This window comes from Pyxidicoccus sp. MSG2 (assembly GCF_026626705.1).
In the GTDB taxonomy this organism is placed as follows: domain Bacteria; phylum Myxococcota; class Myxococcia; order Myxococcales; family Myxococcaceae; genus Myxococcus.
In genome coordinates this window covers 6,807,951-6,824,037 of sequence record NZ_JAPNKC010000001.1, presented here as the reverse complement: position 1 = coordinate 6,824,037, position 16,087 = coordinate 6,807,951, and the positions used below count along the sequence as shown (strand labels likewise).

General features: G+C 72.3%; 13 protein-coding genes. 9 read left to right on the top strand and 4 right to left on the bottom strand.

Translation table 11 applies throughout. The features are described 5' to 3' along the window. Positions 1–27 precede the first annotated feature (27 nt). Entirely contained in the window at positions 28–735 is a 708-nt protein-coding gene (locus OV427_RS26910) for an HAD family hydrolase (protein WP_267859037.1), read from the top strand. Positions 736–808: 73 nt separating this feature from the next. Here the strand turns inward: OV427_RS26910 and OV427_RS26905 are convergent, their stop codons facing one another. After that, the gene (locus tag OV427_RS26905) at positions 809–1,282 is read right to left on the bottom strand and encodes a transcriptional regulator (protein WP_267859036.1); all 474 of its coding nucleotides are present in this window, start codon (positions 1,280–1,282) and stop codon (positions 809–811) included. A 261-nt stretch (positions 1,283–1,543) separates the two neighbouring features. On the opposite strand from OV427_RS26905, the gene OV427_RS26900 reads away from it, so the two are divergent. From OV427_RS26900 to OV427_RS26890, 3 genes are all read left to right on the top strand, one after another. After that, the gene (locus tag OV427_RS26900; protein ID WP_267859035.1) at positions 1,544–2,410 is read left to right on the top strand and encodes a calcium-binding protein; all 867 of its coding nucleotides are present in this window, start codon (positions 1,544–1,546) and stop codon (positions 2,408–2,410) included. A gap of 179 nt (positions 2,411–2,589) precedes the next feature. Further along, entirely contained in the window at positions 2,590–3,579 is a 990-nt protein-coding gene (locus tag OV427_RS26895; protein ID WP_267859034.1) for a lipid kinase, read from the top strand. A 79-nt stretch (positions 3,580–3,658) separates the two neighbouring features. Further along, on the top strand, positions 3,659–6,511 hold the full coding sequence (locus OV427_RS26890; RefSeq protein ID WP_267859033.1) for a carboxypeptidase regulatory-like domain-containing protein: 2,853 nt from the start codon (positions 3,659–3,661) through the stop codon (positions 6,509–6,511). 6 nt (positions 6,512–6,517) lie between these two features. On the opposite strand, the gene hrcA is transcribed toward OV427_RS26890, so the two are convergent. Further along, entirely contained in the window at positions 6,518–7,552 is a 1,035-nt protein-coding gene (gene hrcA / locus OV427_RS26885; RefSeq protein ID WP_267859032.1) for a heat-inducible transcriptional repressor HrcA, read from the bottom strand. Positions 7,553–7,784: 232 nt separating this feature from the next. Here hrcA and yedA point away from each other — a divergent pair, with 232 nt between their 5' ends. After that, the gene (gene yedA, locus OV427_RS26880) at positions 7,785–8,777 is read left to right on the top strand and encodes a drug/metabolite exporter YedA (RefSeq protein ID WP_420718282.1); all 993 of its coding nucleotides are present in this window, start codon (positions 7,785–7,787) and stop codon (positions 8,775–8,777) included. 24 nt (positions 8,778–8,801) lie between these two features. Next, the gene (locus OV427_RS26875; protein WP_267859030.1) at positions 8,802–9,641 is read left to right on the top strand and encodes a hypothetical protein; all 840 of its coding nucleotides are present in this window, start codon (positions 8,802–8,804) and stop codon (positions 9,639–9,641) included. A 9-nt stretch (positions 9,642–9,650) separates the two neighbouring features. Here the strand turns inward: OV427_RS26875 and OV427_RS26870 are convergent, their stop codons facing one another. After that, positions 9,651–12,647, bottom strand: coding sequence for a PAS domain-containing protein (locus OV427_RS26870; RefSeq protein ID WP_267859029.1), 2,997 nt, complete (start codon positions 12,645–12,647; stop codon positions 9,651–9,653). A gap of 274 nt (positions 12,648–12,921) precedes the next feature. Between OV427_RS26870 and OV427_RS26865 the strand changes: the two genes are divergently transcribed. The 3 genes from OV427_RS26865 (at position 12,922) to OV427_RS26855 (ending at position 14,021) form a co-directional block, all read left to right on the top strand. Continuing rightward, on the top strand, positions 12,922–13,239 hold the full coding sequence (locus OV427_RS26865) for a type II toxin-antitoxin system RelE family toxin (RefSeq protein WP_267859028.1): 318 nt from the start codon (positions 12,922–12,924) through the stop codon (positions 13,237–13,239). A gap of 291 nt (positions 13,240–13,530) precedes the next feature. Then, positions 13,531–13,731, top strand: coding sequence for a hypothetical protein (locus OV427_RS26860; RefSeq protein ID WP_267859027.1), 201 nt, complete (start codon positions 13,531–13,533; stop codon positions 13,729–13,731). A gap of 2 nt (positions 13,732–13,733) precedes the next feature. Further along, a complete protein-coding gene (locus OV427_RS26855) occupies positions 13,734–14,021 on the top strand; it encodes a hypothetical protein (protein WP_267859026.1) in 288 nt (95 codons plus the stop codon). A gap of 15 nt (positions 14,022–14,036) precedes the next feature. On the opposite strand, the gene OV427_RS26850 is transcribed toward OV427_RS26855, so the two are convergent. Next, the gene (locus OV427_RS26850) at positions 14,037–16,019 is read right to left on the bottom strand and encodes a PAS domain S-box protein (RefSeq protein WP_267859025.1); all 1,983 of its coding nucleotides are present in this window, start codon (positions 16,017–16,019) and stop codon (positions 14,037–14,039) included. Between the last annotated feature and the right edge of the window lie 68 nt (positions 16,020–16,087).

Here is a 16,087-nt window from a genome sequence, read left to right as displayed (position 1 = left end):
CCTTCGGTGCCGGGAGCAACGGCACTCATGGTTGAAAACGTCATCTTCGATGTGGACGGTACGCTGGTGGACTCGGTGGACGAGCACGCCGAGGCGTGGCGCCGCGCCTTCCTGCACTTCGGTCGGGACATTCCGTTCTCACACGTGCGGAGCCAGATTGGAAAGGGCGCCGACCAGCTCGTTCCCGTCTTCTTCAACGACGAGGAACTGGAGCGCTTCGGCACGGATTTGGAGGAGTACCGCGGCCAGCTCTTCGTGAAGGAGTTCCTGCCCAAGGTGCGCGCCTTCCCGCGCGTGCGCGAGCTGTTCCAGCGGCTGCGCGCCTCCGGCATCCGCGCCGCCCTGGCCTCCAGCGCCAGGGAGGACGAGCTGAAGCACTACGTGAAGCTGTGCGGCATCGACGGCCTGTTCGAGGCGAAGACGAGCAAGGACGAGGTGGACAAGAGCAAGCCCCACCCGGACATCTTCGAGGCCGCGCTGGAGCGGCTGGGAAAGCCGGACGCGAGCGCCACGGTGGTGGTGGGGGACACGCCGTATGACGCGCTCGCCGCCAACAAGCTGGGCCTGTCCACGGTGGGCGTACTGGCCGGCGGCTTCCCTCCGGACGACCTGCGCTCCGCGGGCTGTCGCACGCTGGTGAAGAACCCGGCGGAACTGCTCGCGCGTCTCGAGGCCTCGCCGCGCGACTGGCCATGGAACGAGGCCGGCGCCGCGCAGACGGCCAAGGACGAGTAGCGCGGCTCCGCGCGCGTCGTGTGGCTCCCCGCGCCCCATCTCCCACGCGGGAGATGGAGACGGGGTGGATGCCCTACTTGCGCGTGCTGCTCCGGCTGCTGCCCTTGCGGCCGCCGCTCCGGCTCCGGCGGGTGGTGCTCTTGCGGGTGCTCCCGCGCGAGCCACCGCGCGTGGCGGTGCTCTTCCGGGTGCGGCCGCTGGTGGAGCCGCGCTTCGCGGTAACCCGGCGCGCCGCGGTGCCGCGCGCCGTGGTCTTGCTACCTGAGCGCGTGGAGCGCGTAGCCTTCCGGGTGACGGCGGCGCGAGCCTTGCCGCCCTTCGCGCCGGCCTTGCGCGCATTCTTCCGCGCGACGGGACGGCGGCGCGCGGCCTTGGCCTTGCTGCCGGAACCACCCTTCATCCCACCACCGGTGAGCTTGTTGACGGTGGCCCAGGCGCGGGCCTCCGCCGTCTTCTCGGACGTGCCCTTCTTCTCGTAGCCCTCCTCGATGTGTTCGGCCATTCGCTTCTGCTTCGTCGAATACTTCGCCTTGCTTCCACGTGCCATGCGTTGCCTCCTGGCGGATGTCGGCGCCGGTGTGTAGCCAGCGTCGCCTGGAAGGTGGGCAGCCCCCTGCCGTCATGGAAGCGGGCCCCGGGCCACAGGTGTCCACCCGGGAACGTCAAGCCCCACATCGCCCCTTGCGCCCGCACCACGCAGGCCCCAGGGCGCGCGCGGAAATTCCCCCCGCAACTTCTCCACGGAGGCCGGGTTCAGGAGGAGCGAGGCCGGAACACGCCGCACCCAAGAACCTTCTGGAGGAACCCCATGCGCTTCATCTCTTCCCACCGCCGTCTGCTCGCCGCCGCGCTGTGCTTCACCCTGCCCCTGGGCCTCGTCGCCTGTGGGAAGGACGCCGCCGAGGAGGACCTCGCTGTCGGCGAGGCCGCGGCCTTCCTCACCGCCTCCGAGGAGGGAGGCGACATCGGCGGGGACGCGGTGGCCGACGCGGACACCACCGCCATGCAGTCCATGGCCACGGAGGACGTGGACACCATCAACCAGGAGCCCACGGACGAGGGCAACCTGTGCGACTTCAGCGCCCGCCGCCAGGAGGTGCTGGAGAAGTACGACGCGGACGGGGACGGCACGCTGAGCCGCGCGGAGCTGGCCGAGCTGAAGGGGGACCTGGGCGAGCGGCGCGACACCGTCCGCCCGCGCCTCGCCCAATTGCGCCAGCGCGCGCGCAACTGGGCCTTCTGGCGGGTGCGCTGGGCCTTCGACGAGGACGGCAGCGGCACGCTGTCCGCCGAGGAGCGCACCGCGCTGGTGGACGCCATGGAGGCCCGCTGCGAGCGGCTGCGCGACGAGCGCCTGGAGAAGTTCGACGCCAATGACGACGGCAAGCTCGACGAGTCGGAGCGCCTCGCGGCGCGGCAGGCCGTGCGCGCCCACTGGCAGGAGAAGCGCCAGGCGCTGCTGGCCGAGTACGACACCAACCACAACAGCATGCTGGACGAGGGGGAGCGCCTCACGCTGCGCCAGGACCGGGTGGCCGCCGCCCAGGCACGCCGCGCCACGCTGATGGCCACGTACGACACCAACGGCGACGGCACGCTGAGCACCGCGGAGGCCCTGCCGCTGCGCGAGGAAATCCAGCGCCGCATCATCGAAGGCCGCGACGCGCAGGAGTAGCGCTCACGTCCGGCCGCGGGGACGCGGCATCCCGTGTGGATTCCCCCTCGTGCCGTGCCCCCGACCCCCAGGTCGCCCTCCCGGCGTCCTGGGGGTTTCCCTTTCAGACACTTCCGACGCCGCACCGCCCGTCCGTGCCGCTGGCCCGCCTGCCCCGTCGTGCACAGCTTGAAAGGGTCATGGAAAGAGAGGCCGCCCTGGAACCCGCCCTCATCGAGCCGCCACGTCGTCGGGCCCTGGACGACGGCCCCGCGGTGCTGGTGGTGAACACCCGCTCACGCTCGGGCCGCGAGGCCTTCGAACAGGCGCGCGCCGCGCTCGCGGACCGGGGCGTCCCGCTGGTGGAATGCCACGCGCTGTCCAGGACCGAGCGCCTGGAGCACGTGCTGGAGCGGATGGCGGAGCTGGGCGCGCGCCGCATCCTCGTGGGCGGCGGAGACGGCACGCTGAGCTGCGTGGTGGCGAAGCTGCTCGGCCGGGACGTGACGCTGGGCGTGCTACCGCTGGGCACCGGCAACGACTTCGCGCGCTCGCTGGGGATTCCCGCGGATGTGGAGGCCGCGTGCGACGTCATCGCCAACGGCTACACGGCGCGCGTGGACGTGGGGCTGGCCAACGGGCGCCCCTTCCTCAACGCGGCCAGCCTGGGCCTGGCCACCGCGATTGCGAAGCGGCTGACGAAGCGCCTCAAGCAGCGCGCCGGGAAGCTGGCCTACCCGGTGGCCGCCGCCGCGGAGGTGAAGGACCTCCAGCACTTCCACGTGCGCATCCAGGCCGACAGCGAGGAGCTGGAGCTGGACGCGCTGCAGCTCGTGGTGGGCAACGGCCGCTACCACGGGGCGGGCAACGTGGTGTCGCCCGACGCGCAACTGGATGACAGGCGTCTCCACGTGTACGCCATCACCGCGCCGTCCGCCGCCAATGGCCGCGAGGGCACCGGCCTGGGCCACCTGCAGGACGTCGCCACGCTGGCGCGCGTGGCGCTGTCGCTGCGCTCCGGCGACCACGAGGACCACCCGGCCGTCACGTCGCTGCGAGCGGCCCGGCTCTACGTGGAGGCCGACCCCGTCCAGGAGGTGAATGCGGACGGAGAGCTCATCGGCCACACCCCCATGCGCTTCGAAGTGGCCCCGGCGGCGCTGCGCGTCTACGCGCCCGCCCCGTCCTGAATTTCGATTCAGGTCCCGTCTGGCCTAGGCTGGAGCCGTCCACGGCGGTCTCCCCCTTGCGCCGTGGGGAGGCCGAGCCGTGCGCCAGCGTTCCCGACTCCCCCTCCTCTTCGCCTCCTGCCTCGCCATCGCGGCCGTGCTGCTGTTCTGGTTCCGCATGCCGGCACCGGGAGCGCATCCGCCCCCGACTCCGGGGGTCCGCGCCATCGCCACCGCGCAGGGGACCGCGCCCGAGGCCCCGCCTCGCGAGAGCGAGCCGCCCACCCCGCTGCTGGAAGAGGCCACGGCGCCGGAGGATGGAGCCTTCGTGGTGCGCGTGGTGGGCGCCGCCGGTCCGGTGGCGGGCGCGCGCGTGCGGGCGTACCTGCGCGGGGTGGACGACGGCACCGGGACTCCCCCCTGGCGCCGTGCGGGCGAGGGCACCACCGCCACGGACGGCACGCTGCGGCTGCCCGCGGGCCCGGGGGACTACCTGCTCGCGGCGCACGCGCCGGGCCACGCCCCCGCCCGACGCACGGCGACACGTCCCTCGGGTGAGGCGGAGACGGCGGTGGAGCTGTCCCTGCCTCCGGGCGTGTCCCTGGAGGGACGCACGGTGGTGGAGGGCCGCGACGAGCCGGTGCCGCTCGCGGAGGTGACGCTGTGGCCCTACCCCGGCACGGCCGTCGCCTGGGCGGACCCCGCCCACCTGCCGGAGGAGACGGCGGTGGCGCGGAGCGGCGCGGACGGCCGCTTCGCCTTCTCCGACCTGGCGCCCGGCCACTACGCGCTCACCGCGGAGGCACCGGGCTATAGCCGCCGCATGCTGCGCCTGCTCGAGGTCCCGCATGCCGGCGCACTGGTAGTGGGGCTGTGGGGCGCGGGCACGCTGGAGGGCTTCGTCGTGGACGCCCGAGGCCAGCCCGTCGCGGGCGCGGAGGTGACGGCCGTCGGCGGCTCCGAGCCGGTGCGCACCACCACGGGAGACAGCGGCGGCTTCGCGCTGGAAGTGGACACGGGCACCTGGCGCGTGTCCGCCAGGCGGGGCGACGCGGTGGGCCACATCCCCGCGCCCCTGTCCGTGGCGCCGGGCGAGACACTGCGCGGCCTCACGGTGACGCTGGGTGGCGCCAGCGGCATCGAGGGCACCGTGTCGGCGGACGGTGCGCCGGTGCGGGGCGCGGTGCTGGTGGCCTCTCCCCGGGGTAGCGCGGGAGAGTTGGGCCGCGCCACGTCGGGGCCGGACGGGACGTGGCGGATGGACCTGCCGCCGGGCGAGTACGACGTGGCCGCGCGGGCCCCCGGGATGACGGGCCAGGTGGCGGACGCCGTGGTCGTCGTCGCGGAGCGCTACACGCCGCTGGACGTGAAGCTGGAGCATGCGACGGCGGTGGTGGAGGGCACGGTGGTGGACACGGAGGGCAGGCCCGTCGCGGGTGCCCAGGTCGCCGTGGCGCTGCGCCAGCGCGAGGGCGTCGCACGCACCACGCTGACGGACGCCCAGGGCGCGTACCGGCTGGAGGGACTCGAAGCGGGGCTGTCCACGGTGAAGGTCCGGCGAGAGGGCTCCTCCCGGTGGACCCTTCGCGTGGAGACGCTCGAGGCCGGCATCACGACACGCGTGGACTTCACCCTGCCGGAGTCCGGAATCGTCTGGGGCCAGGTGACGCGGCCGTCGGGCGCGCCCCTGGAGGGAAGCATCCTGGTGCACGCGATTCCCCGGGGCAGCCTGGGCGCGGCCACGGTGGAGACGGATGCCCGGGGCCACTACCAGGTGGAGCTGCCCGAGGGCGTGTACCAGTTCTCCACGCAGTCACGCGCGGAGCCCACCGTCTACTTCCACGTGGAGAACGACCCGGCGGTGACGGTGACCGCGGGAAGCAACCTGCGACTGGACCTCACGCTGAGGGAGCATGACGCCATCTCCGGCACCGTGCTGGAGCCCTCGGGCGCGCCGGGCCCGCTCGCGGTGGTGGTCGCCGTCCAGCCCGGAGAGTTCGCCATCAACCTCACGGTGCGCGCGGACGAGTCCGGGCACTTCCAGCTGCTCGCGCGTCCCCAGGGCGCCGTGCCCCTGACGCTGGTGGCGCACAACGGTGGACGCGTGGGTCGCCTCACCGGCGTGACGGAAGGCCAGGGCCCCCAGAGCGTGCGCCTCCAGCCCGCGGCCACGCTGCGCGGACGCGTGGTGTCCGCCGGGGGCCCACCGCCGGACGGCTTCGTCCTGGAGCTGCACGAGCCGGATGGCGAGGAGCTGCCGTGGGCCGGCGCGTCGCCCACCGCGCGGCGCTTCCCCGGTGACACCTTCTTCCTGCCGGACGCGCCCGGTCAGCGCCTCCAGCTCTCCGTGCGCACCGCGGACGGGCGCACGGGCGAGGCCCAGGTGACGCTGACGCCGGGCGGCTCCGCGGAAGTGGAGGTGCCCCTCACCGGCGGCGCGTCCTCCATCTCCGGGCGCGCGGTGTGGAGCCGGGGCGGCGGGCCGGCCCCGGGCGTGGCGGTGTTCCTGGACCGGACGGTGACGGCGCAGCCGGACGCTCGCACTGGCGCGGACGGCCGCTTCCGCCTCGACGACGTGCGCCCCGGCCCGCACACCGTACGGCTCATGCCCCCCGAGGGACGCACGGAGACGCGCACGGTGAAGGTGGTGGAGGCCGAGGCCAGTGAGCTGGGCGACATCATCGTGTCCCCGCGCCGCGCGGCGCCCGGCACCCTGGGCGCGGGCTTCAGCGAGGACCGGGGCCTGGTGACGTTCGCCTGGCTGACGCCGGACGGGCCCGCCGCGCGCGCGGGCGTCTCCGTGGGAGACCGGCTGCTGGCGGTGGACGGGCTGGTGGTTCGCGACAGGACGGAGGCCGAGTCCCGCACGAAGGGCGCGCCCGGCTCTCCGGTGCGCATCCAATTGCGGCGCACGGGCGGCGAGCAGGAGCTGCTCGTCACCCGCGCGGAGTAGGAAGCGCTACACCTTCTCCAGCACGCGCGAGAGCACCTGCGCGGTGAAGTTCACCAGCGGAATCACGCGCCGGTAGTCCATGCGCGTGGGGCCGATGACGCCCACCGTGCCCAGCACCTGCTCCTGGTTTCCGTACGGGCTGGCGATGACGGACACGTCGCCGGCCGCGGAGAAGTCGCTCTCCGCGCCGATGAATATCTGCATCTCGTTGGCGCGCTGGACGCGGTCCAGCAGCGACAGCAGCTTGTGCTTCTCGTCCAGCGCCTTGAAGAGCGCGCGCATGCGCTCCACGTCCGCGAACTCCGGCGCCTCCAGGAACGAGCCCGTGCCCTGGATGAGCACCCGCTCCGTGGTGGGCAAATCCGTGGCCGCCGCGCCCAGCTTCAGCGCCTTGGCCGTCAGCGCGTTGTAGAGCGCCTGCTCCTGGTCCATCTCCGCGCGGATGCGCTCGCGCGCCTCCTCCAGCGGGACTTCTCGCAACAGCTCGGACAGGTAGTTGCTCGCCTTGAGCAGCTCGTCCGAGGTGATGGGGAACTCGACGGTAATCGCCTTGTTGTGCACCTGGCCGCTCTGCCCCACCAGGATGGCGAGCACCCGGTCCTCTCGCAGGCGGACGAACTCGATGCGGTGGAACACGGACGCGTCGGGACGCGGCGTGACGACGACCCCGGCGTGCCGCGTGAGCGAATGGAGGATGCGGCTGGCCTCGCCCAGCACCTCTTCCAGGTTGGTCTCCTGGATGAGGCCCGCGTGGATGAGCTCCCTGTCGCGGGGCGTCGGGTCCTTCAGCTTGACGAGCGTGTCGACGTAGAACCGGTAGCCCTGGTCCGTGGGTACCCGGCCGGCCGAGGTGTGCGGCTTCTCCAGGAAACCGAGCTCCTCCAGGTCGGCGAGCACGTTGCGCATGGTGGCCGAGGAGACCTCGAACCCGGGCCGGCGGGTGAGCTGTTGGCTGCCCACCGGTCCGCCCGTGGTGATGTACTCCTGCACCACCGCGCGGAGGACTTCCTTCTCACGTTCTCCCAGCTCTTCGGACGGCATCCCTGCTCACACTCCAGAGCCAGCGGCGCGGCATGATGCCCACCGAGGCTCCATTGGAAGTTTAAGAAAGCGGGCCCGGCCGTTCAATCCGCGTTCCCCTCGTCCGTACGTCCAGGTGGCGGAGACATTCCCGATGTCGGGCAGCAGGAGGGCAGGCAGGCGCCGCCGCGCCCGGGAGCATGCCCTTGAGCACTGTACCGCACCGCGGGCCCGACGACTGTGGGGTATGGCAATGCGCACATGGCCCCGCTCTGACGCGAGCGCTACAAGCGGCGGCACCGTGTCTGTTTCGTCGCCCGCACAGCCCCTGGTTTCACCGCCGTCCACCCCCGCCGTCCTGCCCGTGGGAGGCGTTGGCGCTCCAGGCGCACACCGGGGCTGGCTCATCACCAGCCTGGTGACGCTGTACCTCATCTGGGGCTCCACCTACCTGGCCATCCGCTTCGGCCTGGAGGGAGGCCTGCCGCCGTTCCTGATGTCGGGCAGCCGCTTCATGCTGGCGGGCAGCGTGCTGTTCGCGGTGCTGTGGTTGCGCGGTGCGCCAGTGCCCACCGCGCGCCAGTGGGCGTCCAGCGCGGTGGTGGGCTTCCTCCTGCTGGGCATCGGCAACGGGGGCCTCGTCTACGCGCAGCAGTGGGTGCCGTCGGGCGTGGCGGCGCTGGTGGTGGGCAGCCTGCCCATGTGGACGGCGCTCTTCGGCGGCCTCTTCGGCCAGTGGCCGGGGCGCGCGGAGCGCTGGGGCCTGGCGCTGGGCTTCGGCGGAATCGTGGTGCTCAACCTGGGCGGCAATCTGGGGGGCCACTGGCTGCCCACGGTGGCGATGCTGCTGTCGCCGCTGAGCTGGGCCTTCGGCTCCATCTGGAGCCGCCGCCTGCCGATGCCGCAGGGGCTGATGTCCACCGCCGCGCAGATGCTGTGCGGCGGCGCGCTCATGTACGCGTTCGGCCTGGCGACGGGTGAGCACCTGCCGACGACGATGCCGGGCGCTCGCGCCATCTTCGCGTACTTCTACCTCGTCACCTTCGGCTCGCTGGTGGGCTACAGCGCCTACGGCTACCTCTTGCGCAACGCGCGCCCGTCGCTGGCCACCAGCTATGCGTACGTCAACCCGGTGGTGGCGGTGTTCCTCGGCGGCGTGCTCGCGGGCGAGACGATGAAGCCCACGGCCTGGGTGGCCATGGGCGCCATCCTCGGTGCGGTGGTGCTGCTGACGCGCAAGCGATAAGAAGCCACCCGCTTGCACACTCCAATGGCAGCATCGAGCGCACTGCTCATCCTCACCTTCGCGGCCGCCTGCACCCATGGCCCGCCGGAGCGCGGCGCCAGCAACGAAGCCCCGGGCTCCGCCACCGGCTGCGCGGCGCCGGGTGCGCTGTGCTGGGACTTCGAGGAGGGCGCGCTACCGGCCGGCTGGACGCCGCATCGCGACGAGTTCAGCGGCCAGTTGCTCGTGGACGACACGCGGCCGCACCGGGGCCGGTACGCGCTGCACGCGAAGGCACTGGCCGGCGGCAAGGAGGGCACGCAGGGCGGGCCCAAGAAGACGCTTCGCTTCGACCTGCCCGCCCACTTCGGGCCGGTGCTCTGGGGACGCGTCTGGGTGTACACGACGCCCGCGCGCCCCATGTCGCACGCGGGCCTCTTCAGCGCGCGCTACCCACGGCCGGGCCACGCGGGCGGCGCCTTCGACACGCTCGACTGGTACGAGGTCGCCACCTACCAGCAGAAGTACATGGCCATCTGGCACCCGCCCGAGCCGCCGGGCTTCCCGGAGTGGGTGCAGGTCTCCGGCACACCGCTGGTGCTCGACGCCTGGGCCTGCCTCGAGTGGCAGTTCGACGGCGCCAACGGCACCCACGCGGAGGCCGCCACGCCGCGCGTGTGGCTCGACGGCGCGGAGCTCGCCTGGCCCGAGCAGTTCGTCTTCTCCGACCCGCCCACGGCCACGCCGCCGGTGCGCGAGAAGGCCACCGACTTCACGGTGCTGGAGACCGGCGTCGTCCTCTACCAGGGCCTCACGGTGCCCACCGACTGGTGGCTGGACGACCTGGCCATCGGCCGGCAGCGGCTGGGCTGCGGCCCGGACTGAAGCGCGACTTCAACCCGTGAGGCCCGCGTGCCGGGGCAGGCGCACGAAGAAGGTCGTCCCCTCCTCCGCGGCGGACTTCACGGTGACGCTGCCCTCGTGCGCGTGGACGATGCGGTCCACGATGTAGAGCCCCAGCCCCAGCCCGCGGCTCGTCGCCTGCTCGCGCCAGGTCCCCCGCTTCATCGGCTGGAAGATGATGGGCAGCACCTCCGGATGGATGGGCTCGCCCGCGTTGCGCACGCTCAGCTCCAGCACGCCGTCCTCCGCCCGCGTCCGCACCTGCACGGGCGCGTCCTCCGCGCCGTAGCGCAGCGCATTGCTCAGGAGGTTGGTGACGACCTGGGCCAGCCGGTCCGTGTCCCACTCGCCCGCGCCGGTACCCTCCGTCGTGACGTCGATGCGACGCCCCGGGTTGGCGAGCCGCACCTCCTCCACCACCGTGCGCACCAATTCGTTGAGGTCCGCCGGCTTGCGATGGATGGGAATGCCCCCGCCGAGCCGCGCCTGGGTGAAGTCGAGCAGGTCGCGAATCATCCGGTCCGCGCGCCCGCTGGCGTTGCGGATGCGGTCGATGCCCCGCTTCGCGGCCTCGTCCAGGTCCGCGCGGCGCAGCAGCAACGTGGTGGAGAAGCCAATCGCGTTGAGCGGGTTGCGCAGGTCATGGCTGACGATGCCGATGAGCTTCTCCTCCAGGTCCGCGCGCCGCTGCAGCTCCTCCTCGCGCCTCAGGAGCTGCGCGTCCAGGCGCTTGCGCTCGGTGACGTCCAGCACCGTGCCGATGAAGCGCACCGCCTGTCCCCGGGCATCCAGGAAGGCCTGGCCGTGTGCCGACAGCCAGCGCTCGGCGCCGTCATCCCGGCCCAGGGTGCGGTACTCCAGGTTGAAGACGCCCCCCGCCTCTCCCGCGAGCGCCCGCTGGACGCCCAGCACCGTGGGCTCGCGGTCCTCCGGGTGGAGCCCGGCGACGAACGTCTCCCACGTCACCTCCGCGTCCGGAGGCAGGCCGAAGAGCGCCTTGCAGCGCTCGTCCCAGCGCAGCACTCCCGACGCCGGGTCCAGATCCCACGTGCCCAGCCGCGCCGCCATCAGCGCCAGCCGCACCCGGTCCTCGCTCTCGCTCAGCGCGGCGTAGAGCTGGACGTTCTCCAGGGCCACGCTCGACAGCTGCGCCAGCTGCATGAGGATGGCCTCGTCCTCCTCGGTGAACTCCCCCTCGGACTTGTCGGAGAGCTGGAGGAGCCCCAGGCGCGTCCCGTCCCGGCCGAGCAGCGGCGCGGCCAGCCACCCGCGCATCGGCGGGCCGCCGCTGACCCGCGGGCCCGTGCCCTTCCAGTACGGGTGTGACTCCAGCTGGGCCTGCGTCAGGCGCACCGGCCGGAGCGTCCGCGCCACGTACGTGTAGAGGCCGCCGTCATCCAGCGGCGTCGCGCCCGCCCGCCACGCGGCGTACTTGTCGGAGAGCGAGACGGCCTGCATGGTCGGGCCCGCGCGCCCCTTCACCGTGATGGACGTCATCGCCTGGTGCGCGCCGATGAGCGCCCGGGCCCGCTCGGTGATGACCCGCAGCAGCGCGTCCAGCGAGCCCGTGCCGCTGATGGTCACCGACGCGGCCGCCAGCCCGCGCAGTTGCTCGGCGCGCTGGCTCTCGCGCTTGAGCAGCCGCGAGCGTGCCTCCTCCGCCTGCTTGCGCACGCTGATGTCCTGCATCGCGCCCACCATGCGCACCGCCCGGCCCGACGCGTCCCGGGCGATGACGCCGTGGTCGGTGACGTGCACGTAGTGGCCGTCCCGGTGGAGGAAGCGGTACTCGCTGCGCCAGCGGCCCAGGCCTCCATCGATGGCCCGGTGGAGGTCCCTCACCACGCGCTCGCGCTCGTCGGGGTGGATGCGCGACGTCCACCAGTCGATGTGGGGCGACACCTCGTGCGAGAGGAAGCCGAGCAGCGACTCCACGCCCTCGTTCCAGAAGAGGGTGTTGGTGGAGAGGTCCCAGTCCCAGATGGCGTCGGTGATGGCGCGGCTGGCCAGCCGGTAACGCTCCTCGGAGATGCCCAGGCGCGAGTGCGCGTCCCGGAGCTGCCCGAAGAGGCGGGCCCGGTCGAGGATGCCGGAGAGGTACTCCACCAGCGTCTCCAGGTAGCGCTTGGCCTGCGGCTGGAAGGGCCGGGCGCGGGCGACACCAATGTAGAGGACGCCTATCAGCTCGCCGTGTGGCCACAGCCGCAGCCCCATCAGCGTGGACAGCCCGCCGCCGCACAGTCCCTCGCGCAGCGCGGCGGGGGACTCGGACGTGCCCGCCAGCACCAGCGGCTCCTCGGAGCGCGCCACCCGGGCGAGGAACGAGTCCCCGTCGAGGGACACCCTTCGCTCCGGGACGGCGAGTCCCTCGCACCGGCCGGCGGAGGCGGCGAGCCGCAACGTCCCCGGCGCGTCGGCGTCGATGAGGAAGAGCTCCGCCCCGTCCGCCTCCATCGCGTCCAGGATGAGCCGCACCATGGGCATCACATGGGGGCCCGGTGCCTCATCGCGCCCCAACGCCTTGGGTGCCAGCGCCTCCAGGCGTCGCAGGGTGCGCTTCTCGCGCTGCCGGTCCTCCACGGAGTCGCCGGTGAAGAGGGCCACCGTGGAGTCCATGGCGGCGTCCAGCTCCGTGAAGAGCAGCTGCGAGTCCTCCGGCGAGGGCTGCGCCTCCAGCGGGAGCTCCTCCCAGAGCCCGGCGATGAGCCGACCCATGAGGACGTACTCGCTCGTCACCTCGTCCTGGTTGTAGCCCAGCCGCAGGCGCCCGCTGATGTGCGTGTCCTCCAGCCGCTGCTTCGTCCGCGCCGCGTCCTCGCGGCGTCCCTGGCGGGAGATGACGGCGAGCAGGGAGAGGTACTCGGGAAGGGAGTTGATGACCTCGGAGGGCCGCAGGTCCCTGGCGCTGTCCAGCTTGCTGGCCTCCTCCAGGAAGCGCCGCACGAGCAGCTCGCGGTGGGTGTCGATGAGGTCGGCGATGCTCGGCATACGGAAGCGGAGGGCCCTGCGCGCTTGGCAGGGCATGATTGGTCCGGCGCCGCGCGGCGGGAGCGGTGACGCACCCCAAAATCTTCCGCCTGTCCGCGAGGCAACAGCCCCGCGGGGCCGAAACGCGCACCGGAGACACGCGACTCGCAAAAGTTACAGACCCCGGTGCGAGCGGCTCCGGAATTCCTACAGGCTCCCTCCCCCGGGCATGAGCCAAACGTCTGATTCCTGGCACCTTCGGGCTGGTGCGGAGGTTGCTTTGGGGTGGGTGCGCATGGAATCCCCCACACCCCCATCCTTCCCCTCGTACGCAGTCGAGGTCGCGCCGTCCGCATGGCGCCAGCTCGGCCACCTCTCCCATCAAGACTATGGGGTCCTCCAGCAGCGGCTGACGGCGCTGGCGACGCTCGCCTCCGAAGGGCGGCTGCCAGACCCACGCTTCATCGAGGAGGCCGGGGTGGACACGGCGCTGTCGCTCACCGTGGGGGACTTCGTCCTGCTGTACCAGGTGGACTCCGCGCGGGCCGCCATCCGGCTGACGGAAGTCACGCTCCGGCTGACCACCATTCCGCCCCCGTCAGCCTCCCGGTAGCGAGCCACCCGGCCGGCGAAGAAGCCGGTCGCGAGCACCCCGCCGACGGGTGGGCGGATGTTCCCACCCGGACCCGGCGGATATTGCCGTTCCCCCTCTGAAGTCACTCGATGGAATGCCGTCGCCTGGAGTCCGGCGAAGCCCTGTGGCCAGGGAGTCGTGGGCCGGGTCCCCCGTGACAGCATTCCGCGTCCCCCCAGCCTGCCCAGCACAATGCAACGCACCCTCCCCAAAGCCACCGGACCCTACCGCGTCGTCTTCACGTCCCAGGCGTGGAAGGAAGTCGGGCTGATGTCCACCGCCCTCTTCGATGCGTTCCAGCACGCCGTGGATGACCTGGCCGCGAAGTACGGAAGGCTGAATGCGCCCATCACCGAGCAGCCGGCCCGGCAGCACCTCACCGTGGCCACGCTGGTGGTGACCTACGAGCGGGACGACACGGCACGGACCCTCATGCTGGTGGACATCCGCCGGACCCCCGGCTCCGCGTGAGCATGGGAAGGAAGAAGGGCGGAGCGTGGCGGGTCGCCACCGCGTGGGAGGCGCGTGCCGCGTGGTCCGCGCTGGCCCCGGGGGACCGCGCGGTGCTGGACTCGCTCCTCGCGGGCGTCGCCGCGACGGTGGGCCTGCGCCAGTGGGTCAGCGACGAGGAGGCGGCGGAGGAGTTCGAGCTGCGCGCCTCCAACCACGTGGTGACGTACCGGCTGGAGCCCTCCACGCGGGTGCTGTCGGTGACGGGCGTGAGCCCGCTGCGCCCCGGGGGGCCGCCCCGGGTGCAGTAGCGCGGAGCGCGGCCCTCAGCTCGCGGTGCGGGTGCTGGACGCCTGGTGCACGGTGGCCAGTTGCGGCACCGTCTCGCGCGGCAGCCACACGTGGAAGGTGGAGCCCTCGCCGGGCTGGCCCGCGGACTCCACCCAGATGCGGCCGCCGTGCTGCTCGACGATGCCCTGGCTGATGGTGAGCCCCAGCCCCAGGCCGCCGTACTTGCTGCCGTGCGCGCGGCCGAAGCGCTCGAAGATGAGCGACTGCTTCTCCTTGGGGATGCCCACCCCGCGGTCCTTCACCGCCAGGTGCACGCCCGCCTCGCCCTCGCCGGTGAGCCGCACCAGCACCGGCCCGCCCTCGGGGGAGTAGCGCATGGCGTTGGACAGGAGGTTGGTGAGCACCTGGTCCAGGCGCCCGCGGTCCCACGTGCCCTCCAGGTGCTCCGGCATTTCCACGTGCAGCTCGTGCCCCTGGGAGAGCACCGCCATGCGGTCTCTCGTCTCGCGCACGAGGTCGCTCATGTCGAAGCGCTCCAGCTCCAGCGACAGACGGCCCGCCTGGAGCCGGCTGATGTCCAGCAGGTCCTCCACCAGCTTGGCCATCCGGTCGATTTGCCGGTTGATGATTTTCAGCGACTTGCCCGGGCCGGCCTCCGTCTCGTTGCCCAGCTTGAGCAGCGCCAGGTGCGCGTGGCCCTTGGCCGCCGCCAGCGGGGTGCGCAGCTCGTGGCTGGCCGCGGCGAGGAAGGCATCCTTGGCCTCGCTGGCCAGCCGCAGTGCCGTCTCCGCGCGCTGCCGCTCGGTGATGTCGCGCGCCACGGAGATGAAGCGGCCCGGGCCCTCGTCGGCGGCCACGTACTGGAGCACCACCTCCACCGGCACCTCGCTGCCGTCCCGGCGGCGGTGGGTGGTGGAGTACGTCTGGCTCGGCAGCGTGCCGCTGAGCAGCGGGGCCAGCAGCTTGCGGTAGCCCGCGTCGTCGAAGGCGCCCTCCACCTCCAGCACGGACAGCCCCACCAGCTCGTCCACGGTGCCGGCAAGCTGCTTGGCCGCGCCCGCGTTGGCGTAGGTGAGCGTCAGCGAGTCGGGAGAGAACATGAGGACGCAGTCGAGCGTGGCGTCCAGCGTCGTCTTGAAGCGCCCCAGGGCCTCTTCCGCCCGGCGCTTGTCGTCGATGTCCGTGGCGATGGCAATCCAGCCCACCAGTTGTCCGGACTCGTCGCGCTCCGGCACCGCGCGCGCCAGGTGCCAGCGGTAGACGCCGTCGAAGCGGCGCAGGCGGAACTCGCGCTCCACACGCTGGCCCAGGCGGATGGCCTGCTCCCACACGCCGCGCATGTCCTCGCGGTCCAGCGGGTGGACGAAGTCCAGGAAGGTGGCGAGCGACAACGGCTCGTCCTCCTGGATGCCGGTGTAGTCGCGCCCGGCGCGGTTGGCGTAGGTGAACGAGCCGTCCGGCCGCGCGGCCCACATGACCTCGGGCAGCGACTCGGTGAGCCGCCGGTAGCGCAGCTCGCTCTGCCGCTCCAGGGACTCGCGCTCGCGCTGGCGCAATTGCGCCGCCTGCCGTTGGATCTGCTGCTCCTTGAGGAACAGGTCCACGAAGACGCTGACCTTGGAGCGGAGGATTTCCGGGTCGAACGGCTTGAGCAGGTAGTCCACCGCGCCGTGCGCGTAGCCCTTGAAGACGTGGGCCGCGTCGCGGCTGAGCGCGGTGAGGAAGATGATGGGAATGGTGCGCGTGCGCTCGCGCTGCTTGATGATGGTCGCCGTCTGGAAGCCGTCCAGCCCCGGCATCTGCACGTCCATCAGGATGACGGCGAAGTCGCGCTTGAGCAGGAACTTGAGCGCTTCCTCACCGCTGGTGGCCTTCACCAGCTCCTGACCCAGCGGATCGAGGATGGCCTCCAACGCCAGCAGGTTGGACGGGTGGTCATCCACCATCAGGATGCTCGCCCGGGGGCGTGCGGCGCCGTCCTGGGTGCGTTCGGCCGGGATGTGTTCGCTAGGCGTCATGGAGATGGGATGAAAGGATGGCTCAAGAGGCTAGGCGCAGCCTCCGTCGGGCCCAAGCCCGACGGAGA

What these genes read in the sequence shown, in the direction of transcription:
- OV427_RS26875 (WP_267859030.1), top strand. Translation starts at nt 8,802, where the DNA reads ATGGCAGCATCGAGCGCACTGCTCATCCTCACCTTCGCGGCCGCCTGC.
- yedA (WP_420718282.1), top strand. Translation starts at nt 7,785, where the DNA reads ATGCGCACATGGCCCCGCTCTGACGCGAGCGCTACAAGCGGCGGCACC.
- OV427_RS26870 (WP_267859029.1), bottom strand. Translation starts at nt 12,647, where the DNA reads ATGCCGAGCATCGCCGACCTCATCGACACCCACCGCGAGCTGCTCGTG.
- OV427_RS26865 (WP_267859028.1), top strand. Translation starts at nt 12,922, where the DNA reads ATGGAATCCCCCACACCCCCATCCTTCCCCTCGTACGCAGTCGAGGTC.
- OV427_RS26910 (WP_267859037.1), top strand. Translation starts at nt 28, where the DNA reads ATGGTTGAAAACGTCATCTTCGATGTGGACGGTACGCTGGTGGACTCG.
- OV427_RS26895 (WP_267859034.1), top strand. Translation starts at nt 2,590, where the DNA reads ATGGAAAGAGAGGCCGCCCTGGAACCCGCCCTCATCGAGCCGCCACGT.
- OV427_RS26855 (WP_267859026.1), top strand. Translation starts at nt 13,734, where the DNA reads ATGGGAAGGAAGAAGGGCGGAGCGTGGCGGGTCGCCACCGCGTGGGAG.
- OV427_RS26860 (WP_267859027.1), top strand. Translation starts at nt 13,531, where the DNA reads ATGTCCACCGCCCTCTTCGATGCGTTCCAGCACGCCGTGGATGACCTG.
- hrcA (WP_267859032.1), bottom strand. Translation starts at nt 7,552, where the DNA reads ATGCCGTCCGAAGAGCTGGGAGAACGTGAGAAGGAAGTCCTCCGCGCG.
- OV427_RS26850 (WP_267859025.1), bottom strand. Translation starts at nt 16,019, where the DNA reads ATGACGCCTAGCGAACACATCCCGGCCGAACGCACCCAGGACGGCGCC.
- OV427_RS26905 (WP_267859036.1), bottom strand. Translation starts at nt 1,282, where the DNA reads ATGGCACGTGGAAGCAAGGCGAAGTATTCGACGAAGCAGAAGCGAATG.
- OV427_RS26900 (WP_267859035.1), top strand. Translation starts at nt 1,544, where the DNA reads ATGCGCTTCATCTCTTCCCACCGCCGTCTGCTCGCCGCCGCGCTGTGC.